Raw genomic sequence first — 22,521 nt, forward strand, 5'->3', positions numbered from 1 at the left:
GTCACGGCCCGGCGTACCCGCGCTTGTAGCGGGTCAGCCCCTCCTGCATGACCGCCGCGACCATCTCGCCGTACTGGTTGAAAATCTTGCCCTGGGTCAGCGACCGGCCACCGCACGACGACGGCGAGGACTGGTCATAGAGAAGCCACTCGTCGGCGCGGAATGGCCGCATGAACCACATGGCGTGGTCCAACGAGGCGACCATCAGGTGCTTGCGTTCCTCGACGTGGTTGACCTGCGCCGAGCCGAGCAGCGTGAGGTCGCTCATGTAGGCCAACGCGCAGATGTGCAACACCGAATCGTCGGGCAGCGGGTCCTTGTGCTTGAACCACACCTGCTGCTGAGAAGCCTTGCCGGGCAGCCGGGTCACCTGGTCGCGCGGGACCATCCGGACGTCCCACTCCTCGAACTGCGCGAATCCCGCCTCGTCGAACACACCGCCCTTGGAGATGAAGCCGGGCAGGTCGTCGGGCGGCGGCGCGGCGGGCATCTCGTCCTGGTGCTCGATGCCGCTCTGGTCGGTCTGGAACGACGCCGACATCGAGAAGATGGTCTCGCCGTGCTGGACGGCGTTGACCCGCCGGGTGACGAAGGAGCCGCCGTCACGCAGCGCCTCGACGAGATACACCGCCGGAGCGGTGGCGTCGCCGGGCCGCAGGAAATACCCGTGCAGCGAGTGCACCTGGAACTTGGGGTCGACGGTACGCACCGCCGACACCAGCGACTGGCCGGCCACGTGACCGCCGAATGTGCGCTGCAGGAAACCGGATTCGGGACTGAACACCCGGCCGCGGTAGATGTTGACCTCGAGCTGTTCCAGATCGAGGATCTCTTCGATTGCCACGGGGTTTACCAGCCGCGCTGAGCGAGTCGGTGCGGCTCCGCGATCTCCTCCACGTTGATTCCGACCATGGGCTCACCCAGACCCCTCGACACCCGCGCCAGAACATCGGGGTCGTCGTAGAACGTGGTGGCCTTGACGATGGCGGCCGCCCGCACGGCGGGGTCGCCGGACTTGAAGATTCCGGAGCCGACGAACACACCTTCGGCGCCGAGCTGCATCATCATCGCGGCGTCGGCGGGAGTGGCGATGCCGCCTGCGGTGAACAGCGTCACCGGCAGCTTGCCTGCCCGGGCGACCTCGACGACGAGGTCATACGGCGCCTGCATGTCCTTGGCGGCGACGTAGAGTTCGTCCTCCGACAGCGACGACAGCCGGCGGATCTCGGCGCCGATCGCGCGCATGTGGGTGGTGGCGTTGGAGACGTCGCCGGTGCCGGCCTCGCCCTTGGAGCGAATCATCGCCGCGCCTTCGGTGATGCGGCGCAGCGCCTCGCCCAGGTTGGTCGCACCGCAGACGAACGGCACGGTGAACTTCCACTTGTCGATGTGGTGGGTGTAGTCGGCCGGGGTCAGCACCTCGGACTCGTCGACGTAGTCCACCCCGAGGCTCTGCAGGATCTGTGCCTCGACGAAATGCCCGATGCGCGCCTTGGCCATCACCGGGATGGTGACCGCGGCGATGATGCCCTCGATCAGGTCGGGGTCGCTCATCCGGGCCACGCCGCCCTGGGCGCGGATGTCGGCCGGGACGCGTTCGAGCGCCATCACGGCCACTGCTCCGGCGCCTTCGGCGATGCGCGCCTGTTCAGGGGTGACGACATCCATGATGACGCCGCCCTTGAGCATCTCCGCCATGCCGCGCTTGACCCGAGCGGTACCCGTCTGCGCGCTGGCCGAGCCGTTGGATCCAGCCGCGTTAGCTCCGGTTTCCACTGTTAGTCCCTTCGTTTGATACGGATCCAGTCTAAAGGGCGATTCCAAACTGAATATTTCACCGGTGGGCAGGAGCGAAGCGACCCGGGAATCACCCTGCTCAGTGGATCGGGTGCAACTCTGCGCGCGGCCCGCCACGGCCGTCGGCCAGCGAGTTCGCCTCCTCGAGAAGCTCCCCGAGCTGCAGCGGATATACCCGCTGCCCGCTCGCGGCCAGCTCACCGATCGTGCTGGAGTCACACCATCTGTGGCCGTGAATGTACCGCAGTTCCAGCGGCGTCCGCCCGGCCGCGGTCGGTTCGAACCGGGCGGTGCGGTGCACGAAGTAGAACTCCTGGCTGGCGACGACGGTGCTGTTGAAATCGATGATCGACTCGCGCCGCCACACCGGCCCGACCATCGCGTCCGGGTCGACACGCAGTCCGGTCTCCTCGAGGATCTCCCGGACCGCGGCGTCGACCAGCCGTTCCCCGGGCAGCGCCTGCCCGCCGACGGTGAACCACCAGCGCGGCGCCTCCCCGCCGGTGAACGCGGGGTCGGATCCGCAGAACAACAACACGGCACCCTGCTCGTCGAGCAGCACCACCCGCGCCGAGGTGCGGCGATCAACCTGATCGGAAGCATCCGGGGTGGATTCGGGAACGCGCTCGGCGATCTCGAAGTAGGTCGGCAGCGGTGCCGTACCGGCCAGCCGCAACCACCGCACCGGACGCCGTTCCCGCAACGCCAGGGTGTCGCGCACGGCGTCGTTGTGGAACCGGCGGGCCAGCAGCACGCGGGCCTCGGCGTCGGCGAGCTCGGCCACCAGCGACACCGGCATGGAGATCGGATCGACCATCGCCAGCGCGGCGGACAGATCGTTCTCGGCGGCCTCGCGGCCGCTTCGGGGTGCGCGCTCGGCGGCATCGGCCAGCGCTGCGAGCCGCTTTCCTTCAGGTCGTCCGCGATAGCTGTCGGCGGCGACCGCGCGGGCCACCACCGCGCGCCGGGCCAGGGCCCCGTCGAGCGCCTGCCAGGACAGGTCGTAGCGGATGTGCAGACGGTTCAGCCGGCTGGCGGTCTGCAAGGCCAGCATTGCGCTGACCACCAGCACGAGGATCAGGATCGCGGTCAGCACCCAGTACAGCGGGGCAGGCACTTAGCTCGACCCCCGAGTCGCTTCGCTTCTGCCCGCCGAGCCCGCCACCTGAACTTTGATCCCGGCCCCTGCGACGGTTTCGTAGACCCGCATGATCTGGTCGGCCACCACCGGCCAGTCGTAGCGGCGCACCGCGACATTGGCCGCTTTCACGTACCGCGCGCGCAAGGCTTCGTCGTCGAGGAGCTCGATCAGCGCGTCGGCCATGGCAGCGGAGTCGTCGACAGCAACCAGCCGGCCGGCCTTGCCGTCGAGCAGCACCCGCCGGAACGCGTCGAGGTTGCTGGCCACCACCGGGGTGCCGGCGGCCATCGCTTCGACCAGCACGATGCCGAAGCTCTCACCGCCGGTGTGCGGCGCGCAGTAGACGTCGGCGCTGCGCAGTGCGGCCGCCTTCTCGGCATCGTCGACCTGACCGAGGAACCTCAGGTGACCGGCCAGCTCACCGCACTCCTCCCGCAGCTTGTCCTCGTCGCCTCGCCCGACGATCAGGATCTCGACGTCGGGGAACCGCTCGACCAGCCGGGGTAGCGCCCCGGTGAGGACCGCCATTCCTTTACGTGGTTCGTCGAACCGCCCGAGGAACAACACCGTCTTTCCCGGGCGCGGGTAGCCGTCGAGCCGGGGTGCCGAGGCCAGGGCGGACACGTCGACGCCGTTGGGGATCTCGACGGCGTCGGAACCCAGCGCCTCCATCTGCCAGCGCCGCGCCAAGTCGGACACCGCGATCCGGCCGACGATCTTCTCGTGATACGGCCGCAGGATTCCCTGAAACACGCTGAGCGTCAACGACTTTGTGGTGGAGGTATGGAAGGTCGCGACGATCGGCCCTTCGGCCGCCTGCAGGGCCAGCATCGACAAGCTTGGCGCGTTCGGCTCGTGCAGGTGCAGCACATCGAAGTCACCCCCGATGAGCCACTTCTTCACCTTGCGGTGGGTGGCCGGGCCGAACCGCAGCCGGGCCACTGACCCGTTGTAGGGAATCGGGACCGCCTTGCCGCCGGAGACGACGTACTCGGGCAGCTGCACATGCGGCGACGACGGGGCGAGCACGCTGACCTCGTGGCCGCGCTCGCGCATCACCTCGGCCAGCTGCAGAATGTGCGACTGCACCCCACCGGGCACGTCGAACGAGTACGGGCAGACCATCCCGATCCGCATCAGCTCGGGCCTTCTCCATCCCTCAAGCGGGCCTGCCGCTCATCGGACAGGTCGGCCAGCCACTGCGGCTGCATCATGTGCCAATCCTCGGGATGCTCAGCGATATTCGCGCCGAACCGGTCGGCCAGGGCCTGGGTGATCTCGCCGACGTCGCCGCTGGAGCAGTCCAGCTCGGGATAGAAGTCGACGACCCAGCCGTCGTCGGTGAACCAGGAGTGCACGGGCACCAGGGCCGCGCCGGTCTCGATCGCCAGCTTGGCAGCACCGGCCGGCATGCGCGTGGCCTCCCCGAACAGATCGACGGGCACGCCTGAGCGGCTCAGATCGCGCTCGGCCATCAGGCACACCATGCCGTTGGCCCGCAGCCGTTCGACGAGCACCTCGTAGGCGGGTCTTTCGCCGCCGGTCAGCGGCAGCACCTCGAAACCGAGGCTTTCGCGGTAATCGAGGAAGCGCTTGTACAGCGACTCCGGCTTGAGGCGCTCGGCGACAGTGGTGAACGGTCCGTGGGTCTGCACCATCCACACCCCGGCCATATCCCAATTGCCGCTGTGCGGCAGCGCGAGGATCGCGCCACGCCCGGCGGCCAGCGCGGCCTCCAGGTGCTCCTTGCCGGTCACCGCCTTATCAATTTGGGCGCCCAGCGCTTTGTGGTCCATCGTCGGCAACCGGAAGGCCTCCCGCCAATATCGGGCGTAGGAGGCCAGCGAAGCACGAACCAGCGAGTCCGGCACCTCGGCGGGTGTGGTGCCGATGACCCGGGCCAGATTCTTGCGCAGCTGCTCGGGACCTCCGCCTTGCGCCGCATACCAGGCTCCGGCGTCGAAAGCGTTGCGCGCCACGAATTCCGGCATAGCCCGCACCACCCGCCACCCCGCGGCATAGCCGAGGTCACTAAGGAGGTCGGTGCGTGGCAGCCGGTTGCGTCCGGCCGCCCAGAGTTGCCCCGGGGTGCTGATCACGGCTCGGTGCCTTCGGTTTCGTCGCCGACCGGCTGTGGCGCGGCCGGCGCGATCTTGTCCATGGCGCCCGGGCTGGAACGCACCGAGTGCACCCGCTGGCCGACCGTCACCAGGCTGGTCACCGCCAGCAGCCACATCGCGATCGGCAACACCACCGGCATCGGGAAGAACGGGAGGTCGGAGAAGCCGGCGCCGACCAGAACGATGATCAGCCGTTCGGGCCGCTCGATCAGACCGCCGCCGCCCTCGAGACCGCTGGCCTCCGCGCGGGCCTTGACGTAGGAGATCACCTGCGAGGTCACCAGGCAGATCATCGTGGCCACCGCCAACGACGAGCTGTGCATGCTGAACGCCACCCACCACAGCAGCCCGCAGAAGATCGCGCCGTCGCTGATCCGGTCGCAGGTGGCATCGAGGACCGCCCCGAACCGGGTGCCGCCGCCGCGCTGGCGTGCCATCGCGCCGTCGAGCATGTCGGCCAGGACGAAGACGAACACGGCCACCGAGCCCCACCAGAGCTGACCGATCGGGAACATGATGAGCGCGGCCAGCACCGAACCCGCGGTGCCGATGATCGTCACCATGTCGGGGGTCAGCCCGATCTTGAGCGCCCCCTTCGCCACCGGCGTGCTGAGCTTGGCGTACGCCGCGCGGGTCATCAGGTAGAAGTCGCTCACGGCTGCGCCACCCATTCGTCGGCCAGCAGCTTGCGGGTATCGCGCAGCAGCTGCGGGATCACCTTTGTCTCACCGACGACGGTGATGAAATTCGCGTCGCCGGCCCAGCGGGGCACCACATGCATGTGCAGGTGTTCGGCGAGCGACCCCCCGGCGGACTTGCCGAGGTTGAGCCCGACGTTGAAGCCGTCCGGGCTCGACACCGACTTGATGACACGAATCGCCTTCTGGGTGAACGCCATCAGCTCAGCGCTCTCGCCGGTGGACAGATCCTCCAGCTCCGACACCCGCCGGTACGGCACCACCATCAGATGGCCCGGGTTGTACGGGTAGAGATTGAGCACGACGTAGACCTGCTCGCCGCGGGCCACCACCAGACCGTCCTCGTCGGGCAGGGTGGGTATCAAGCTGAACGGCTCCGAAGATCCAGCGGAACCCGCCGATCCGCCTTCGGCCTTCTTCGCGGGGACGTCGAGGATGTAGTTCATCCGGTGCGGTGTCCACAGCCGCTGCAGGCGGTCGGGCTCGCCCGCGCCTCGATCGATGAACGCCTCCGCGTTGTCAGCCACCGTCGACCTTGACCAGTTCGGCTGTGGGGACGGCATTCTCGCGCTCGCCGATCCACTTCTTGATGGTTGCGGCCGCCTGCGCCCGGGGTACGCCGTTGATCTGGGTGCGGTCCCCGAACCGGAAGCTCACCGCGCCGGCCTCGACGTCGCGGTCCCCCGCGAGAAGCATGAACGGCACCTTCTGATTGGTGTGATTGACGATCTTCTTGGCCATCCGGTCATCGCTCGTGTCGACCTCGACCCGAATGCCCTGCGACTTCAGCTCGGCGGCAACGTCTTCCAGGTACGGGATGTGAGCGTCGGCGACGGGGATGCCGACCACCTGTACCGGCGCGAGCCACACCGGGAAGGCTCCGGCGTAGTGCTCGGTGAGCACCCCGAAGAACCGCTCGATCGAGCCGAACAGTGCGCGGTGTATCAACACAGGGCGCTGACGGGTGCCGTCGGCAGCGGTGTACTCCAGCTCGAACCGGTCCGGCATGTTGAAGTCCAGCTGGATTGTCGACATCTGCCAGCTGCGGCCCAGCGCATCCTTGACCTGAACGGAGATCTTCGGCCCGTAGAACGCGGCGCCACCGGGGTCGGGAACCAGCTGCAGACCGGATTCTTCGGCGACCTGCCGCAGCGTCTCGGTGGCCTCTTCCCACATTTCGTCGGAGCCGACGGACTTCTCCGGATTCCGGGTGGAGAGCTCCAGATAGAAGTCGTCGAGGCCGTAGTCGGCGAGCAGGTCGAGCACGAACCGCAGCAGCGAGGCCAACTCGTCGCGCATCTGCTCGCGGGTGGTGTAGATGTGGGCGTCGTCCTGGGTCATGCCCCGCACCCGGGTCAGCCCGTGCACCACGCCGGACTTCTCGTAGCGGTACACCGAGCCGAATTCGAAGAGCCGCAACGGAAGTTCCCGATACGACCGCCCCCGCGACCGGTAGATCAGGTGGTGCATCGGGCAGTTCATCGGCTTGAGGTAGTAATCCTGCCCCGGCTTGCGCAGCTTGCCGGCCTCGTCGAACTCGGCGTCGATGTGCATTGGGGGGAACATGCCGTCGGCGTACCACTCCAGGTGGCCGGAGGTGATGTAGAGCTGTTCTTTGGTGATATGCGGGGTGTTGACGAACTCGTAGCCGGCCTGCTCGTGCTTGCGGCGCGAATAGTCCTCGAGCTCGCGTCGGATGATGCCGCCCTTGGGGTGGAAAACCGGTAGGCCGGAGCCTAATTCGTCGGGGAAGCTGAACAGGTCCAGCTCGACGCCGAGCCGGCGGTGGTCGCGACGCTGCGCCTCCTCGATCAGTTCGAGGTGGCGGTCCAGGGCTTCCTGCGATTCCCAGGCCGTGCCGTAGATACGTTGCAGGCTGGCGTTGTTCTGGTCGCCGCGCCAGTACGCCGCCGAACTGCGGGTGAGCTTGAACGCGGGGATGTACTTGGTGGTCGGAATGTGCGGGCCGCGGCACAGGTCACCCCAAACCCGTTCCCGCGTCCGGGGATTCAGGTTGTCGTAGGCGGTCAACTCGTCGCCACCGACCTCCATGACTTCAGGATCGTCGGACTTGGTCAGATCTCCAGAGACGAGCTCGAGCTTGTAGGGCTCATCGGCGAGTTCGGCACGGGCTTGGTCCTTGGACTCGTAGACCCGGCGCGAGAACAGCTGACCGTCCTTGACGATCTTCTGCATCCGCTTCTCGAGCTTCTCCAGGTCCTCGGGCGTGAACGCCTCGGGCACGTCGAAGTCGTAGTAGAAGCCGTCGGTGATCGGCGGGCCGATGCCGAGCTTGGCCTGCGGGAAGAGTTCCTGCACGGCCTGCGCCAGAACGTGGGCAGCCGAGTGCCGGATCACGCTGCGGCCGTCCTCGGTGTCGGCGGCCACCGGGATCACCTCGACGTCGACGTCCGGCGTCCAGCTCAGGTCACGCAGCTTGCCCTCGCCGTCGCGCACCACGACGATCGCGCCGGGTTCGCCGCGGCTCGGCAGTCCTGCGTCGCGCACCGCAGCGCCCGCGGTAGTCCCGGCAGGCACCCGGATCGGTGCTGCTGGGGCGGGGTGTGCGGGGGCGGTCATTGCGGGCCTCTTTCGGCGTCGTGGGGCTCGATCGGATTCTCGCCGGGGCAGGCGTAATCGCCGACCATGCTATCGGGGTGCTGGTCAGGCACCGAGGCCGATGGGGCTGTCCAAGGCCGGATGGTCAAACCCGAGCAGTCCCGCCGACCAGCCCACCGCGCCGAACAGCCACAGCGTGGCGACCACCACCGCGGCGGTGAACACCGCACCCAGCGCCTGCACCCACCTGCCCTGCCTGCGGAACCATGCCATGACACTGTCGTAGCGGTCCCGGGTGAACGACAGGGTTCGATGCGCCCAATAGAACTCGCTGGCCAGGATCGCGAGCCCGACGAACACGATCGCCCAGCCTGGGCCCGGGTAGGGAATGGCGACGATCCCGACGGCAAGAACAGCGAGCCCGACGACGCCGACCACCGCCCGATAGACGAAGTCGGCGACCCGGCGGTGCCTCAGCCGCTCCCGCCGGTCCTTCCACTGGTGCAGGAATCGCTTCACGGTTGACCCGGTTTCAGCAGCACGAACAGCCCTTCGCCGTCGGCCAGCAGGTCGTCGCCGTCGCACAGCCGGATGTCGACGTAGATCTTGCGGCCTTCGGTGCGCACGACACCGGCCTCGACCTGGAGTTCCGTTTCGATGGGCACGATCTTGCGGTAGTTGACGTGCAGGTAGGCGGTGCGTTGATACGGGCCGCCGGTCAGCACGAACGATGTCTTGCCGAGCACCGAGTCGAAGAGGTGGGCGATCAGACCGCCGTGCACGGCGCCGTTGCGGCCCAGGTGGTAGCGGCGGAACCGGGCCCAGCCGCGCAGCCGCCCGTCCTCACCGACCTCTGTCTCGTTGGGAATGGACAGGATGTTGCCCCGCATCGGCAGGTCGGTACGGCGGCCCGATGGTGTGGTCCATTCGTCGGCGTCGTACGGCTTCAGCAGCGCCGACGCCCGCTCGAGGAGGTCGGCGGCCTGTGTGATCACGTCGTCGGGCGCGTCGACGGCGCGGGCGTGGTCCTGCATGTCGCGCACCGCATCGATGAACCGGCCGTAATCGGGGCCGCCCCGGCCCGTCGGCACCGGCGGGTTGAATCCGCCACCGGGATGCAGCGCCGCCGTCATGTCCTCTACCACCTGGTTACCGTATGCGCCCCGGATGCGGGTTGCTCACTTCGAGAGTACGTAACGGATGGCAGGCTGTAGCGGTGAAGCTCAGCGACCTGGCCGGCCGCCCGTTGACCTACGCCGAGGTGGGCGCGACGGCCGCAGGTCTGCCTGCTGGTTACCACCACGTGCGGTTGTCGTCGTGCATCGGCAGCGGGCGGGCACGCTTCGAGCGCGCAGCGGACTCGGTGATGCGCTACGGGATGCTGCGCGGTGCAGGTCTGCGGGTCACCGCCACCACCGAGGTGGCCGAGGTGGGCACCGACGTGCTCGGCAGGCTCGGACCGTTCTCCGCACCGTGTCGGGTGGTGTACGTGGTCGACGAGACCAACCGTCGCGGCTTCGCCTACGGCAGCCTGCCCGGCCACGCCGTCTCCGGCGAGGAGATGTTCGGCGTGCGTTTCAACCCCGGCGATGAGTCGGTGCACGCCGAGGTGGTGGCCTTCTCCACGCCGGCCACGTGGTGGAGTCAGGTCGGGGCGCCGGTCGCGTCCCTGGTTCAGCGGGTGATCACTCGGCGCTACCTGTCGGTGGTGTAGGCGCCGCCCGCTCCGTCGCGACGTCCACTTGGTAGGACAGGATCGCCAGGCCGAAGAGGCCGATCGACAGGGTGATCAGAGCGGCGAATCCTTCGGTCGCGAAATGCACCAGCGCACTGAGGAAGGTGAACACCAGGGCGGCGGTGCGGAGCAGCCGCAGCGGCCACAGCTTTGCCGTCCGCGGTAGCGCGATCATCGCCGGCAACGCCATCGCCAGGGTCAGCGCGGCGCCGATCATCAGGATGATGGTGGCCGGGGTCTTGCCGGCCAGGTGAACCGAGACGTGGCCGTCTTGATAGAAGTAGCCGCCCAACGCGATGCCCAGCGCGTGGAAGAGCAAGCCGAGCACCGCGCCGGCCACCAACAGCCAGCCCACCCAGGGCACCAACTTCGGGCTTCGAAATACGTTGGGAATCAATCGTTGTGCCCAACGCCGTGCCCGATAGCCGCGATCGGTGGCGTGCGCCGCCGAAAGCAACAGCGCGCGGACGTGCTCGACGTCGTCGGTCGACGCTCCCCTGGCTCGGGCGTATTCGACGAGTCGCACACCGATCTCGCGGCGGTGGTCCGGCAGTCCGCGGGCCACACCGTCGGCGGCGATCGTCGCCGCGGAGGCCAGGCATTCACGCGCACTGAGCGGTCGGATCGCCCGCACCAGGCGGGCGCCGGCCAGGATCAGGCAGACCAGGATGTACATGATCTCGGCGGCCGGCCCGTAGAAGTAGTCGTTGTCCTTGGTGACGAATTTGCCCACCTCGTCGAGGAACAGCCCGAAGCCGATCCCCCCGAGCACCACGGCCAGCGACCTCGGGCCCGAGCCCAGGACCATCCACCCGATCAGCAGGGCGACCATCATCAGCGCACCGCCCCACAGCGCGTGCGCGATGTGCAGGTCTCCGCCCCCGACCTGCGGGTAGCCGGTGAGTTGGAGGTAGAGCCGGGTCAGCAGGATCGTCGCGATCGCGATGATGACGAACGCCTCGGCCGACGTCAGACCAGTGGCGTTACGGGTGATCGGTCCGCGCCGCACGCGGGTCTGTTCGGTCATCGAATCTCCTCTGCGCCGATGTTGCACCACCCATCGTGGCGGGAATGGCAGCTGTCATGTCGGTCGCGCGAGGATTCCCCGTTGCGGACCCCAGACCGGCGAAGTGTGAAACCACCCCAGACCGGCTATTGAATTGACGTGCCTGCTGCTGATTTCGACCGCGCGGTGATCGTCGTCCCCGCACACAACGAGGCGTCGGCGTTGCCGGAATGCCTGACGGCGATTGCGGCTGCGGCCGAGCGGGCGGACCTCCCGGTCACCGTGGTGATCGTCCTGGACAGCTGCGACGACAGCAGCAGCGCACTGGCGGAGCGTTTCGGCACCGGTGTGCACTTCCTCGAGATCGACGCACACAATGTGGGCAAGGCGCGGGCAGCCGGCTTCTCATTCGCCCGCGACCAAGGTCTGAGTAGTCCGACCACCTGGTATGCGACCACCGACGCGGACAGCCGCGTCGACCCGAACTGGTTGGTGCGGCAACTGACGGCGGCGGCCGACATGGTGCTCGGGGTCGTGCGGATCACGAACTGGCGGCAGATCCCCGGCAACGCGGTCCGGCGTTACCTTCGGGCGTATCGCGCCAAGATCCACTCCGACCGCGGGCATGACCACATTCACGGCGCGAACATGGGCTTCGCGGCCGACGCCTATTGGGCCGTCGGCGGATTCGAGGCGCTGACCAGCGACGAGGACGTCGATCTGGTCCGCCGGTTCGAGGTCGCCGGCTACCGCATCCGTCGCGACACGCGCCTGTCGGTGGTGACGTCGGCACGCCAGATCGGTCGGGCCCCAACGGGATTCGCTGCGCATCTGCGCGGAGTGCTGGCCGATCCGCAACGCGACTCAGCATGACACCTTCTACTGTGCTGCGCTGGCTGGACGCCGGCGAGCTGAACCTGCCGTTACCCGGCTCGGGCGCCACGTTGACCCGCTGGCAGGCACTGGCCGCGCTGTGCGAACGCGATGTGGTGGCCGGCCGGCTGGCGGAGGCGCACACCGACGCGATTGCGATCCTTGCCGAGCTTCACGGGCCGCGGGCGCAGCCAGGCCGGCTGTGGGGTGTGTGGGCAGCCGAAGCCCCCGGCGCCACCGTCACCGCCCATCGCGACGACGACGGCGTGACGTTGAGCGGCATCAAGGCGTGGTGCTCCGGGGCCGGGTTGTGCGCCGACGCGCTGGTGACGGCCCAGACCCAGACCGGTGCCCGCGGCCTCTACGCGGTCGACCTGCGCGGGCCGGGCGTAGAGCCGCAACCGAGCACGTGGCGTAACGCGGGTATGGCCGGCTCGGACACCCGAGCCGTGCAGTTCAGCGCCGCGCCGGCCACCCCGGTCGGCGGTCCCGACGAGTACCTGACACGGCCCGGGTTCTGGCACGGCGCGGCCGGCGTCGCGGCCTGCTGGCTGGGTGCGGCCCGCGCGGTGGCGACACCGCTCTACCGCGCCGTCGCCGATCGCCAGAGCGAGAACCCCTATGCTGCAGCACATCTCGGTGCCGTCGACACCGCCCTGGCCGCAGCCGGCGCCCTGATGGCGAGCACCGCTGAACAGGTCGACGCGGCCCCACACAGCGCCGGACAAGTGGCGGCTCGGCGGCTACGGGCAGCCGTCGAAACCGCGGTGGACGAGGCCATCGCCCGGACGGCACGCGCGCTGGGACCCGCGCCGCTGGCCATGGATGAATTGCACGCCCAGCGTGTCGCCGATCTGACCATGTACGTCAGGCAGAGTCACGCCGAGAAGGATCTCGCGGCGCTGGGCCTGCTGGTGGCCCGGTGAGCGCGCCGTCCGGCAACGCCGCTCGGTTCGCGGCCGTGCCGATCTCCGGTGGTGGCACACCCACCGAGGAATGGCTCCGGCGCGGGGATGCGTTTCCGTCGTTGCCGCTGGATCAGTGCCCGGGTCTGGTCGTGGTGGCACCCCATCCTGACGACGAGACGCTCGGCTTCGGCGCGGCAGCCTGCGGGGTCGCGGCCCGCGGCGTCGACGTGCACACGGTCATCGCCACCGACGGTGGTGCAGCGTGGCCTGGCCTGTCGGCGTCCGAGCAGGCCCGACTCGAGGAGTCCAGGCGTTGCGAGTCACGCACCGCGGCAGCGGTTCTCGGCCTTCCGGCGCCTGTTTTTCTCGGGCTGCCGGACGGCATGCTCGCCGAGAACGAATCCCGACTCGCCGATATTCTCACCGAGGTTCTGGCGGGCCGCCCCGAGGGCACCTGGTGCGCGGCGACGTGGCGCGGCGATGGTCATCCCGATCACGAGGCGGTCGGCCGGGCCGCCGCCGTGGCCACGTCGCGTACCGGAGCGGTGCTACTGGAGTATCCGATCTGGATGTGGCACTGGGCCCGACCCGGTGATCAGGCTGTGCCGTGGCGGCACGCAACACGGCTTGTCGCGGATCCGACTGCGGTGCAACGCAAACGTGAGGCGGTTGCTTCGTTCCGAAGCCAATTCGAGAGCGATGCCGGCCGTGAGCCGATCCTTCCGCCGTACGTGGTGGAGCGGTTGGATCGCGTGGGAGAGGTGGTGTTCCAATGACATCCGGTCTGCCCCGCAGCTACTTCGACGCTCTCTACGAGGAGTCGGCCGATCCCTGGGAGCTCGGCTCACGGTGGTACGAACGGCGTAAGTACGCGATCACGCTGGCCCTACTCCCCCACGAGCGGTACGGGCACGCATTCGAACCGGGATGCTCGATCGGGGTTCTCACCGAGCAGCTGAGCACCCGATGCGATCACGTGACGGCCGCCGACGTCGCCGACGCCGCGCTGGCGCACGCCGACGCCCGGCTGCGCGCCAGTGGACAGCGCGACGCAGTGACACTGGTGAACAGCTCATTCGACACTGACTGGCCGGCAACTGATTTCGATCTGGTGATGATCTCCGAGGTCGGCTACTACTTCGACGCTGAGACCTTGCGCGACACGTTGACGCGCGAACTCCCCAGGCTGCAGCCGAACGCTACGATCCTCAGCGCGCACTGGCGCCACCCGGTGTCCGACTATCCGCTGTCCGGTGATGCCGTCACCGCGATCATCGCCGCCACACCCGGATTGCACCGGATCGGCGGCTACCGGGACGACGACGTCATCATCGAGGTGTTCGACACCGGTTCGGCACAGTCGGTCGCAGCGCGCACGAGCGTTCCCGGAGCCGAACCCCGCTGAAGAAGCGTCAGGGCGCCACATTGAGATTCGGCGCCGGCGGCAGGCCGGGAATCCGGGGCGGCGGCGGCAGCCCGGGGATCAGCGGCCGACGTGTCGAGGTGGTCGTGGTGTCCCACTCGGTGGTGGTCGTCGGAATCGTGGTCGTGGTGGTCGGCGTCGTCGTCGTGGTGGTCGTTGTGGTGGTTGTCGTCGTGGTGGTCGTCGTGGTCGTGGTCGGCGGGGTCGTGGTGGTGGTCTCCACGGTCACCACGGTGGTCGGGGCCTGCGGCGCGGGCGCCTGCTCCGTGACAGTCTGGACCGGCGGGTTGGTCATCGTGACGGTCTCCGCCGGCGGCGGCGCTTGCGGCGCGCTCACGATCGACGAAACCGCAGTGGCCGGAAGGGGTTTGACCGACGGCGTGCTCGGCGTGCTGGTCCCGGTGAGGGTGTAGGCGAAGCCGCCGACGGCGACTGCCGCGACGGCGGCCGCCCCACCGAGCAGCAGCGGCACGCTGCGGGTCAGGCTGGACCCGCGCTTCTGAGGCGGTTCCCCGCCGAGGATCGACAGGTCGTCGTCCTCGATGTCGCTGTAACCGCGGTAGTCGGCGTCGCTGTAGCCGTAGGACTGGTCGTACCCGTTGGTGTCGTCCGGCGTGTCGTCGTTGGACCAGGCCAGCGGAGCGGCCATCGTTGCCGACTGCGGACCGAGGTCAGCGATCAGCGGCGCGGGCGCCATGCCGGTCGGCGCGTCGGCAGCCAGCTGCCGGGCGGCGGCCAGGCCCGCTCCCAGGGCCGCATCCAGATGCGGGTGTGCTGAGACCGTGACCGGCATCTGCAGGTGCTCGGCAAGGTGGTGGGTGGCCGCCGGTGTCACCGATTCGCCGATGACGGCGACGGCGCTGACATCGGCACGGCCGATCCTGGCGCGCTCCAGCGTGCCGTCCAGTGCGCAAAGGAAGTCGGTGTCCTCGCCGGACAGTTCCGCGAAGCGGGTCGTCTCCCCGATCTGGCGGTAGTCGGCGGCCGCGTCGGCCAGGGTGACCGACGTGCCGCCGCCACCGAAGTCGCACACCACGATCACCCCCTGGCGAGGCAGCCCGGGGTCGCTCTGCAGCGAGCGCAGCGCCGCGGTCGCGTCGGAAACCAGCAGCGGCGGTGCGGCCGCCGACGCCAACGCCGGCATATTCCAGAGCGCGTCCCGCAGCGCGTCACGGCGACCGGGCCCCCAGTGCGCCGGGACCGCGACACCTGACACCGCGGCCAGGCCCGAGCCCTCGGCGTCGGCCAGCCCGGATAGCGCCGCGGCGAGCAGCTGCTCGGCGCGATAGGAGAAGCCGTCGGCTCCGGTCACGGGGATCGCATCACCGACGCGGTCGACGAAATCGGTCCACAGCTGATCACCGAGCGTGACCTCGGCGGGACGGATCACCGGCGCTGCCCCGGCCCGCGCGGCGACCAGGCTGGCTGTGCCCACGGAGATACCCAGCGGTTCGGTCATCCGGCCATGATCACCAAGGCTCGGTGCCAAAGTCACCCAGGCGCGCCGATTCGGCACACCCCTATGACCTAACTGTGACTTAGCTTGGTGCTCATTGCCTTTGCCCATGGCAATCGAGGTAGGAACAGATCACATCGACCAGCGCGGTGAGCTCCCGATTGCTGCGGGCAGCGCCGGCCATGACCAACTCGGTGATCACCAGCCCACGCATGGTGGCCCAGATCAGGTCACCGATGGCCGCGGCGTGTGGATTGTCCAGCCCCTCAGCAATATCACGGCTCAAATCTGAGATGGCCTTTTGCAATTCGACGAGGTGACGGGTGCCCCGTTTGTCGCGCATGGCCCGGGTGCCGATGAGAATTTCCAGCGACGCGCGTGACGTCGGGCTGGAGAACGCCGCCCACGCTGCGTGGACCACCAGTTCGACCCGCTTGCGCCGGGTCTGGGCGGGCGACGGCGGTGGCAGGCTGCGGAGCAATTCCAGTAGTTCGGTGAAACCGCGGTCGACAACGGCCATCAGCAGGCCGTCGCGGTCACCGAAGTGGTACTGCACCACGCCCCAGGTGACGCCGGCTCGTTCGGCGATGTGCTTGGCGCTGGCGGCGGCGAAGCCCTCCTCGACCACGCAGCGCACCGTCTCGTCCAGCACCGCCTCGCGGGTTCGGTCGGCACGCTGCTGACTGCCGCCGGGTGGCCGTCGCGGTGCGATCTTGGGTGTCACCACATCACCGTGTCGGCGTGCGCGGCAGGCAGATCCTTGACCGACAACAGGCCCGGCGGCGCGGCGCACACCGCGTCGATCGCGTTGACGGCTCGCGCGGCGGTCGAGATGACACCACCGTCGTTGTGGTCAACACCGTCCAGGCCCAGGTGGGTGTTGATCTCCACCCCGGGATTGCCGTGCACCACCACGCGGTGTACGCCGAGGCGGCCGTCCGGCGGATAGGGCCAGTCCGGCGCGGTGACCGGGGTGAGCCGGTTGACGTGTTCCATGGTGATCACCGGCTGTCCGTCCCGGATTCCCTCCACCGCGAACCGGACGGCGGCGACATGACCGGGTGCAACGCTCATCATCGTGCAGTCGATCGGTTCGGGCGTCACCCAGCTTTCGTGCCACTCCCGCACCTCGTCGAGCGTGACCCCCAGGACATCAGCAAGCGAGCGGACCTGGCCACCCCACAGTGAGGACAGCACACCCGGGGCGAACATGATCGGCGTGTGGTCCGGTGTGGTGCCGAAACCGAAACTGACACCGGTGAATTCGGCGTCGTCATAGCTGCCGTAATCACAGATTTCCGAGACTGTGATCGCGGTGGCCCGCCCGGCCAGCGTCAGCGCGGTGTAGACCAGGCTGTCCCCGGAATAGCCGGGGTCGACGCCGTTGATGTACAGCGAGGTGCCACCTTCGGCGCAGGCCGCGGCCAGCGGTTCGCTGATCCACGCGTCAGCGTGGTGCGGGGCGACCAGCCACACCATCGATGTACCAACCACATTGGTGCCGGCCCGCAGGAACCGGCAGATTTCCTCGATGGCCTGCTGTGGGCGCATTTCGGCCTGGGAGGTGTACACGACGCAGTCGGCGCCGAGAGCCACCAGCTCGTCGATGTCATTGGTGGCGATGACGCCGGTGGGCTCGGGCCGGCCGCAGATGTCGGCGGCGTCGCGGCCGACTTTGTCGGGACCGTGAGCGTGCAACCCGATCAACTCGAGGCCGGGCCGCTCGATGATCATCGGCAGCGCATGCTTGCCGACGTTGCCGGTGGCGAACTGGATGACGCGCTTCACAGCAGATCCGTGATCGTCTTGAGGCCGGCTTCGTAGAGCACGCCGGGCATCATGCCGCCGTCGATCTCGATGGTGGTGCCGTTGATGAAATCGGCTGTGCCACCGCAGAGGAACACCACGGCACGGCCCACCTCCTCGGGCTCTCCGGCGCGATGCAGGGGCACGGCGTGGAAGTACTTCTCGCCGTTCGGATCGTCCTTGGGCAATACGAACGACTTGAAGTTGTCGGTCATCGTCGGCCCCAGCGCCAGACAGTTCACCCGCACCTTCGGTCCCCATTCCACGGCCAGCGATCGGGTCAGATGGTTGAGGCCGGATTTGGCCGCCCCGTAGGACACCAGCGTCGGCGAGCCGGCGGGATGTCCTGCGCCGCTGGAGATGTTGACGATCGAGCCGGTGCCGTCCTGTTCGCGCATCTGCCGGTACACCCGGATGGCGAACCACATCGGGCTGATCAGGTTCATCTGAATGGCGAAGGCGTGGAACAGGACTGTGCGTTCGTACTCGTCGTCCGAGGTCGGCGCGCCCTGGATGTGGGAGACCAGCCCCGGGATGCTTTCGACGTTCGGCGCGGGCACGGTGCCACCGGCGTTGTTGACCAGGATGTCGATGCGGCCGTAGTCGGCCACCACGTCGTCGACGAAGTGGTCGATGGCCCGGTAGTCGCCCTGGTCGCACACCCGCTGCGAGGAACGGGCCAACCACTCCGGATTGTCGGCCACCCCGGGCATGGCATCGAGGGGTCGGCGCGAGCAGCCGACGACAGTGGCACCGGCGCGCAGTAATTCGTGCGCGATACCCAGTCCCACGCCGCGGCTGGTGCCGGTGACGACGGCGACCTTGCCGTCCAGGGGTGATGCCACTGTGAGCTACCTCTCGCCGGATCCGATTCTCATTAAGCGCTCAATATGATTACATGCTCAATGTTATTGGGCAATGACTTTGGAGGACAGCGGCATGGGTCTGCGCGGAGAGGCCGCGATCGTCGGCTACACCGAACTTCCCTCCACAAAACGGCCGACCGGCCCACTTGAGTTCACCCTCGAGCAGTGGGCTCGGCTGGCGAAAGCCGCACTCGACGATGCTGGTCTGTCGGCCTCCGATGTGGATGGCATCTGCACCACCCACGTGCAGGAGTCCCAGATCTTCGTGCCGTCCACGGTGATCGAATATCTCGGCATCAAAGCCAATTTCGCCGAGATGGTCGACCTCGGCGGGGCCAGCGCGGTGGCGATGGTGTGGCGCGCGGCGGCAGCCATCGAGCTGGGCCTGTGCAACGCCGTGCTGTGCGTGATCCCCGCGACGCCGATGACGCCGGTCAGTGCGCAGAAGCCGCTGGATGTCACCGAGCTGATGTACTTCGGGGCGTCGAGCAACCGGTACGGCTCGCCGCAAGCCGAGTTCGAGATTCCCTACGGCAATCTCGGCCAGAACGGTCCCTATGGTCAGGTCGCGACGCTCTACGGCGCCACGTACGGCTACGACGAACGGGCGATGGCCAAGATCAGCGTGGACCAGCGGGTCAACGCCAATCACACACCCGGGGCGATCTTCCGTGACTCGCCGATCACCGTCGACGATGTGCTCAACAGTCCGGTGATCGCCGCACCTCTGCACATGCTGGAGATCGTCATGCCGGTGATGGGCGGCGCCGCTGTGCTGGTGACAGGAGCCGATGTGGCCCGTCGGAGCTCCAACCGTCCGGTGTGGATCAAAGGGTTCGGTGAGCGGGTGCCGTACAAGACGCCGACCTATGCGCAGGATTTGCTGCAGACTCCGATGATCAAAGCGGCCGCGTCGGCATTCTCGATGGCCGGGCTGACGCCGGCCGACATGGACATGGTGTCGATCTATGACTGCTACACGATCACCGTGCTGCTCAGCCTGGAGGACGCCGGCTTCTGCCAGAAGGGCAAGGGCCTGCAGTTCGTCGCCGAGCACGACCTCACGTTCCGTGGCGATTTCCCGATGAACACCGGCGGTGGCCAGCTGGGCTACGGGCAGGCCGGCACTGCCGGCGGCATGCACCACATCTGCGACGCCACCCGCCAGATCATGGGCCGCTCGGGCGCCACCCAGGTCAAGGACTGCAACCGCGCCTTCGTCTCCGGCAATGGCGGCATCTTGAGCGAACAGACCACTCTCGTACTGGAAGGCGACTAGTCATGGGCGACTTCGACAAGCCGATGCCGATCCCGACGCCGACCACTCAGCCGTTCTGGGATGCCCTGGCCGAGCACCGAATCCGCATCCAGTATTCGCCGTCGGCTCAGCGGTACGTGTTCTATCCGCGTGTGCTGGCACCGGGAACGTTGGCCGATGATCTGGAGTGGCGGGAGATTTCCGGCGCCGCTTCGCTCTATACGTTCACGGTGGCATATCGACCGGTGGCACCACACTTTGCCGGTGACGTGCCTCAGCTATTGGCGGTCGCGCAGTGGGACGAGGGGCCGCGGTTCTCCACCGAGATCGTGAATGCCGATCCGACGGAGCTGGAAATCGGGATGCGACTGAACCCGGTGTTCTACGACTATCCCGACGCCGGCGTCACGATGCTGCGCTACGAACCGGCCTGAGGACTACCCGACTCGGGCGTCGTCGTCGGACTGCTGGACGGCATGGACCTGCTCGAATCGCAGGCAGACCGTGGTGCCCAGCGCCGACGAGTCAATGGTGAGGTCGTCGGCGAGCGCGCGCATCAACGGGATGCCGCGACCCCGCGTACGGCTCTGCGTGGCGGGGGTGGACTCACGCCATTGGCCTTGGTCAGCGATCGTGATGGTCAGGGTGTCGCCGTCGCGCACGGCCTCCACGTCGATGGTGCCCACCCCGCCCTTGAAGAGATAGGCAAACTCGGCCGTATTGGCCAGCGCTTCGTTGACCGCTAGCACGACGTCGCTGAAACGAACTCGGTCAATATCTCCGCAGGCCCGCAGCCAGGTGGCGAATTCGTCGCGAACCTTTGCTGCGTTGTGCGCATCAGCGACGACATCGTTGCGCGCGAAGCGGTCACCTTCGGGTGTGTGACTTGGGTAACTCGGTGTCGTCATGGCAAATCTCTTATACCCAACTTCCGAGAATTACTCACCAAGTGCGGCGCGCGCCTCATCCAATGTTGCGTAGAGGCCGATGATGTCGGCGAGGCCGACCAGTTTCAGCGGCCGGCTTGTGGCGGGCCCACTGGCCACGACACCGAAGCCGATTTCCGCCGATGCCTTGTCACGGGCGGCGACGAGAACACCCATCCCCGCCGACGCCAGGAAGTCGACACCTGACAGGTCGACGATGATGGCAGCCGGGTTCTTTGTCAGAGAGGTGGTGATGCTGGCCTCGAGCTGAGGCGATGTCAGCATGTCGACCACGCCGGTTGCAGATATGACGACCGTTCGCCCGAACCACTCTTCGGCGATGACGCAGCCGGTATTGGCCGCGGTCGTCGTCCCGGTGGTTGCAGTGGCTTGCTCGTCCAAGATTCACCTCACTACGCGCGCCAGACGGCGCGTTCGCAATCACAAAAGGCTTGCGAGGCTTCCGTCTGAACCTGGCAAGAACTTACTAGCTGTGTGCGCCGATCTGCTCGCGACGCGTTGTCATCGCCCCAAATTCTACGGGACCGACCGCCCAAGGCTAACGCACCTCGCCTGCGGATGCGTCAATGACAGTCAACGCCAGGAACGCCACGTCGTCGTCGGGACGCAGTACAGCGACCAGTTCGGCCAACTCGGCCACGAGCTGGGCGGCTGGCATTCCGACCCGCTCAGCCAGGAAAAGCCGGAAGGCCGATTCACCGAAGGTGGTGTGCCCGTCGGGCCGGGCCTCCACGATCCCGTCCGTATAGAGCAGCAGGGTCTGACCCGGGCTCAGCAACGTCTCGCACGCTTCGAACGTGGCGTCTGCAACGGCACCGATCAACATGCCGCCAGATGAGCGAACCGGACGGATCGATCCACTGTCGCGATCCAGCAGCAGGGCGGGCAGGTGCCCTCCGGTCGCCAGGGTGATGCGGAAGCCGTCGGCTTCGGGCCGAAGCTTGCCGGACAAGACGGTGCAGAACCGGCGTTCTCCCGCATCGGCGATCAGCGCCGCGTTGAGCTCGTCCAAGCCGTCGGTCGGGTCGTCGTAGTGCAGAGCCGCCGCACGCAGGGTGTGGCGGACCAATGCGGTGACCGCCGCCGCGGGGGCGCCGTGCCCCTCGACATCACCGAGAAAGAAGGCCCACTCGTCACGAGCCACGCCGAACACGTCGTAGAAGTCGCCGCCCACCCGACCGGAGGCGGCCGGGTGATAGTGCGCGGCCATCGACAGGCCGGGGATCGAAGGCAGCGCAGACGGCAGCAGGGCGCGTTGCAGCACCGAGGCGTACTGCTGGGCGGTGTCGCGCAGTTCGCGTTCGGCACGCACGGTCGTCAGCGCCGACAGTCGCAGCTCGAGTGCCTTCATCACGATCGCGGCGAGGTCTTCCAGGGTGGCCAGCTGGTCGTCGGTGACGTCACCCGGCTCGGAGTCGAGAACACTGACGGTCCCCAGCTGATGACCGTCGTCGGTGGTGACGGGCGCGGCTGCATAGAACCGGATTCCGAATTCACCTGCGACGCTGGGGTTTCGGGACACGTATGGGTCTGCGGAGGTATCGCGAACCACGTAGGTCCGGTTGTCGCCGATCGCCAGGCTGGACAGCCCGGCATCGCGCGGGATCTCGGTGAGGCCCTCGACACCGTACGTCGCCTTGAACCAGATCCGGTGCTCGTCGACGAAGGTGATCGACGCCATGGGCTTGTCCAACGAGCGGGCGGCCACCCGGGCGATGCGGTCGAACGCCGCGTCGGGTGCAGTGTCGAGAATTGCGTAGCGGCGCAAGGCCCGCAGTCGTTCGCTTTCCACGTCTGCACTGCTGCGTGAAGTGAAATCAGTGGTCACCATGGGCTTTCGGCCGTCCGGTTAGTTGCCGATCCAACCCTACGCGCGTCGACCATCTCGCGCCGTCCACAGGTTTTTCGTCCGATCCCGGGAAACCGCT

General features: G+C 67.7%; 25 protein-coding genes. 7 read left to right on the plus strand and 18 right to left on the minus strand.

Annotated features, from left to right (window positions below; all coding sequences use genetic code 11):
* Position 1: 1 nt before the first annotated feature.
* From tesB to D3H54_RS17470, 10 genes are all read right to left on the minus strand, one after another.
* On the minus strand, positions 2-844 hold the full coding sequence (tesB, locus tag D3H54_RS17425; RefSeq protein WP_036338322.1) for an acyl-CoA thioesterase II: 843 nt from the start codon (positions 842-844) through the stop codon (positions 2-4).
* A gap of 5 nt (positions 845-849) precedes the next feature.
* On the minus strand, positions 850-1,776 hold the full coding sequence (pdxS, locus tag D3H54_RS17430; RefSeq protein ID WP_149380115.1) for a pyridoxal 5'-phosphate synthase lyase subunit PdxS: 927 nt from the start codon (positions 1,774-1,776) through the stop codon (positions 850-852).
* A 100-nt stretch (positions 1,777-1,876) separates the two neighbouring features.
* Positions 1,877-2,851 (minus strand): NUDIX hydrolase, encoded by a 975-nt coding sequence (locus D3H54_RS17435; protein WP_149383593.1) that lies wholly within the window; start codon positions 2,849-2,851, stop codon positions 1,877-1,879.
* Between the two features lie 63 nt (positions 2,852-2,914).
* On the minus strand, positions 2,915-4,075 hold the full coding sequence (locus D3H54_RS17440; RefSeq protein ID WP_149380116.1) for a glycosyltransferase family 4 protein: 1,161 nt from the start codon (positions 4,073-4,075) through the stop codon (positions 2,915-2,917).
* Complete coding sequence (locus D3H54_RS17445; protein ID WP_149383594.1) at positions 4,075-4,992, minus strand: phosphatidylinositol mannoside acyltransferase; 918 nt, start codon at positions 4,990-4,992, stop codon at positions 4,075-4,077. The genes D3H54_RS17440 and D3H54_RS17445 overlap by 1 nt, the downstream gene beginning before the upstream one ends.
* Before the next feature lie 41 nt (positions 4,993-5,033).
* The gene (gene pgsA / locus D3H54_RS17450; RefSeq protein ID WP_149380117.1) at positions 5,034-5,714 is read right to left on the minus strand and encodes a phosphatidylinositol phosphate synthase; all 681 of its coding nucleotides are present in this window, start codon (positions 5,712-5,714) and stop codon (positions 5,034-5,036) included.
* Positions 5,711-6,319 (minus strand): ATP adenylyltransferase, encoded by a 609-nt coding sequence (locus tag D3H54_RS17455; RefSeq protein ID WP_149380118.1) that lies wholly within the window; start codon positions 6,317-6,319, stop codon positions 5,711-5,713. The genes pgsA and D3H54_RS17455 overlap by 4 nt, the downstream gene beginning before the upstream one ends.
* Entirely contained in the window at positions 6,276-8,336 is a 2,061-nt protein-coding gene (gene thrS / locus D3H54_RS17460) for a threonine--tRNA ligase (RefSeq protein ID WP_149380119.1), read from the minus strand. The genes D3H54_RS17455 and thrS overlap by 44 nt, the downstream gene beginning before the upstream one ends.
* 84 nt (positions 8,337-8,420) lie before the next feature.
* Complete coding sequence (locus tag D3H54_RS17465; RefSeq protein ID WP_149380120.1) at positions 8,421-8,834, minus strand: TIGR02611 family protein; 414 nt, start codon at positions 8,832-8,834, stop codon at positions 8,421-8,423.
* A complete protein-coding gene (locus D3H54_RS17470) occupies positions 8,831-9,448 on the minus strand; it encodes a PaaI family thioesterase (protein WP_149383595.1) in 618 nt (205 codons plus the stop codon). Before D3H54_RS17470 ends, D3H54_RS17465 begins: the two co-directional genes overlap by 4 nt.
* An 83-nt stretch (positions 9,449-9,531) precedes the next feature.
* Here D3H54_RS17470 and D3H54_RS17475 point away from each other — a divergent pair, with 83 nt between their 5' ends.
* Positions 9,532-10,029, plus strand: coding sequence for a DUF1990 domain-containing protein (locus D3H54_RS17475; protein ID WP_149380121.1), 498 nt, complete (start codon positions 9,532-9,534; stop codon positions 10,027-10,029).
* On the opposite strand, the gene D3H54_RS17480 is transcribed toward D3H54_RS17475, so the two are convergent.
* Positions 10,001-11,077 carry a hypothetical protein gene (locus D3H54_RS17480; RefSeq protein WP_149380122.1) on the minus strand — a complete coding sequence of 359 codons (1,077 nt, stop codon included), beginning with the start codon at positions 11,075-11,077 and terminating at the stop codon, positions 10,001-10,003. The two genes, D3H54_RS17475 and D3H54_RS17480, sit on opposite strands and share 29 nt — an antisense overlap.
* 138 nt (positions 11,078-11,215) lie before the next feature.
* Here D3H54_RS17480 and D3H54_RS17485 point away from each other — a divergent pair, with 138 nt between their 5' ends.
* From D3H54_RS17485 to D3H54_RS17500, 4 genes are read left to right on the plus strand one after another with little or no spacing between them, the layout of a single operon-like run.
* The gene (locus tag D3H54_RS17485) at positions 11,216-11,929 is read left to right on the plus strand and encodes a glycosyltransferase family 2 protein (RefSeq protein ID WP_168214901.1); all 714 of its coding nucleotides are present in this window, start codon (positions 11,216-11,218) and stop codon (positions 11,927-11,929) included.
* Positions 11,926-12,855 (plus strand): acyl-CoA/acyl-ACP dehydrogenase, encoded by a 930-nt coding sequence (locus D3H54_RS17490; protein WP_149380123.1) that lies wholly within the window; start codon positions 11,926-11,928, stop codon positions 12,853-12,855. Before D3H54_RS17485 ends, D3H54_RS17490 begins: the two co-directional genes overlap by 4 nt.
* Positions 12,852-13,613, plus strand: a complete 762-nt coding sequence (locus D3H54_RS17495; protein ID WP_149380124.1) for a PIG-L deacetylase family protein — start codon at positions 12,852-12,854, stop codon at positions 13,611-13,613. The genes D3H54_RS17490 and D3H54_RS17495 overlap by 4 nt, the downstream gene beginning before the upstream one ends.
* Positions 13,610-14,242: an SAM-dependent methyltransferase gene (locus tag D3H54_RS17500; RefSeq protein WP_149380125.1), complete on the plus strand. Its 633-nt coding sequence runs from the start codon at positions 13,610-13,612 to the stop codon at positions 14,240-14,242. Before D3H54_RS17495 ends, D3H54_RS17500 begins: the two co-directional genes overlap by 4 nt.
* Before the next feature lie 7 nt (positions 14,243-14,249).
* Here D3H54_RS17500 and D3H54_RS17505 read toward each other — a convergent pair whose 3' ends face one another.
* The 4 genes from D3H54_RS17505 to D3H54_RS17520 all read right to left on the minus strand — a co-directional run bounded on the left by D3H54_RS17505 (position 14,250) and on the right by D3H54_RS17520 (position 18,367).
* On the minus strand, positions 14,250-15,719 hold the full coding sequence (locus tag D3H54_RS17505; RefSeq protein WP_149380126.1) for an Hsp70 family protein: 1,470 nt from the start codon (positions 15,717-15,719) through the stop codon (positions 14,250-14,252).
* A 91-nt stretch (positions 15,720-15,810) separates the two neighbouring features.
* Positions 15,811-16,440, minus strand: a complete 630-nt coding sequence (locus tag D3H54_RS17510) for a TetR/AcrR family transcriptional regulator (protein WP_149380127.1) — start codon at positions 16,438-16,440, stop codon at positions 15,811-15,813.
* On the minus strand, positions 16,437-17,504 hold the full coding sequence (locus D3H54_RS17515) for an NAD(P)H-dependent amine dehydrogenase family protein (protein ID WP_149380128.1): 1,068 nt from the start codon (positions 17,502-17,504) through the stop codon (positions 16,437-16,439). The genes D3H54_RS17510 and D3H54_RS17515 overlap by 4 nt, the downstream gene beginning before the upstream one ends.
* The gene (locus D3H54_RS17520; RefSeq protein ID WP_149380129.1) at positions 17,501-18,367 is read right to left on the minus strand and encodes an SDR family NAD(P)-dependent oxidoreductase; all 867 of its coding nucleotides are present in this window, start codon (positions 18,365-18,367) and stop codon (positions 17,501-17,503) included. Before D3H54_RS17520 ends, D3H54_RS17515 begins: the two co-directional genes overlap by 4 nt.
* Positions 18,368-18,461: 94 nt before the next feature.
* Between D3H54_RS17520 and D3H54_RS17525 the strand changes: the two genes are divergently transcribed.
* Together D3H54_RS17525 and D3H54_RS17530 are read left to right on the plus strand one after the other, a co-directional pair.
* A complete protein-coding gene (locus D3H54_RS17525; protein WP_149383597.1) occupies positions 18,462-19,667 on the plus strand; it encodes a thiolase family protein in 1,206 nt (401 codons plus the stop codon).
* A 2-nt stretch (positions 19,668-19,669) separates the two neighbouring features.
* A complete protein-coding gene (locus D3H54_RS17530) occupies positions 19,670-20,080 on the plus strand; it encodes a Zn-ribbon domain-containing OB-fold protein (RefSeq protein WP_149380130.1) in 411 nt (136 codons plus the stop codon).
* A gap of 3 nt (positions 20,081-20,083) precedes the next feature.
* On the opposite strand, the gene D3H54_RS17535 is transcribed toward D3H54_RS17530, so the two are convergent.
* The 3 genes from D3H54_RS17535 to D3H54_RS17545 all read right to left on the minus strand — a co-directional run bounded on the left by D3H54_RS17535 (position 20,084) and on the right by D3H54_RS17545 (position 22,385).
* The gene (locus tag D3H54_RS17535) at positions 20,084-20,554 is read right to left on the minus strand and encodes an ATP-binding protein (RefSeq protein ID WP_149380131.1); all 471 of its coding nucleotides are present in this window, start codon (positions 20,552-20,554) and stop codon (positions 20,084-20,086) included.
* Between the two features lie 30 nt (positions 20,555-20,584).
* A complete protein-coding gene (locus tag D3H54_RS17540; protein WP_149380132.1) occupies positions 20,585-20,974 on the minus strand; it encodes an STAS domain-containing protein in 390 nt (129 codons plus the stop codon).
* A gap of 157 nt (positions 20,975-21,131) precedes the next feature.
* Complete coding sequence (locus D3H54_RS17545; RefSeq protein WP_286198911.1) at positions 21,132-22,385, minus strand: PP2C family protein-serine/threonine phosphatase; 1,254 nt, start codon at positions 22,383-22,385, stop codon at positions 21,132-21,134.
* Positions 22,386-22,521 lie beyond the last annotated feature (136 nt).

Origin of the sequence: Mycobacterium sp. ELW1 (assembly GCF_008329905.1) — a bacterium.
GTDB lineage: Bacteria > Actinomycetota > Actinomycetes > Mycobacteriales > Mycobacteriaceae > Mycobacterium.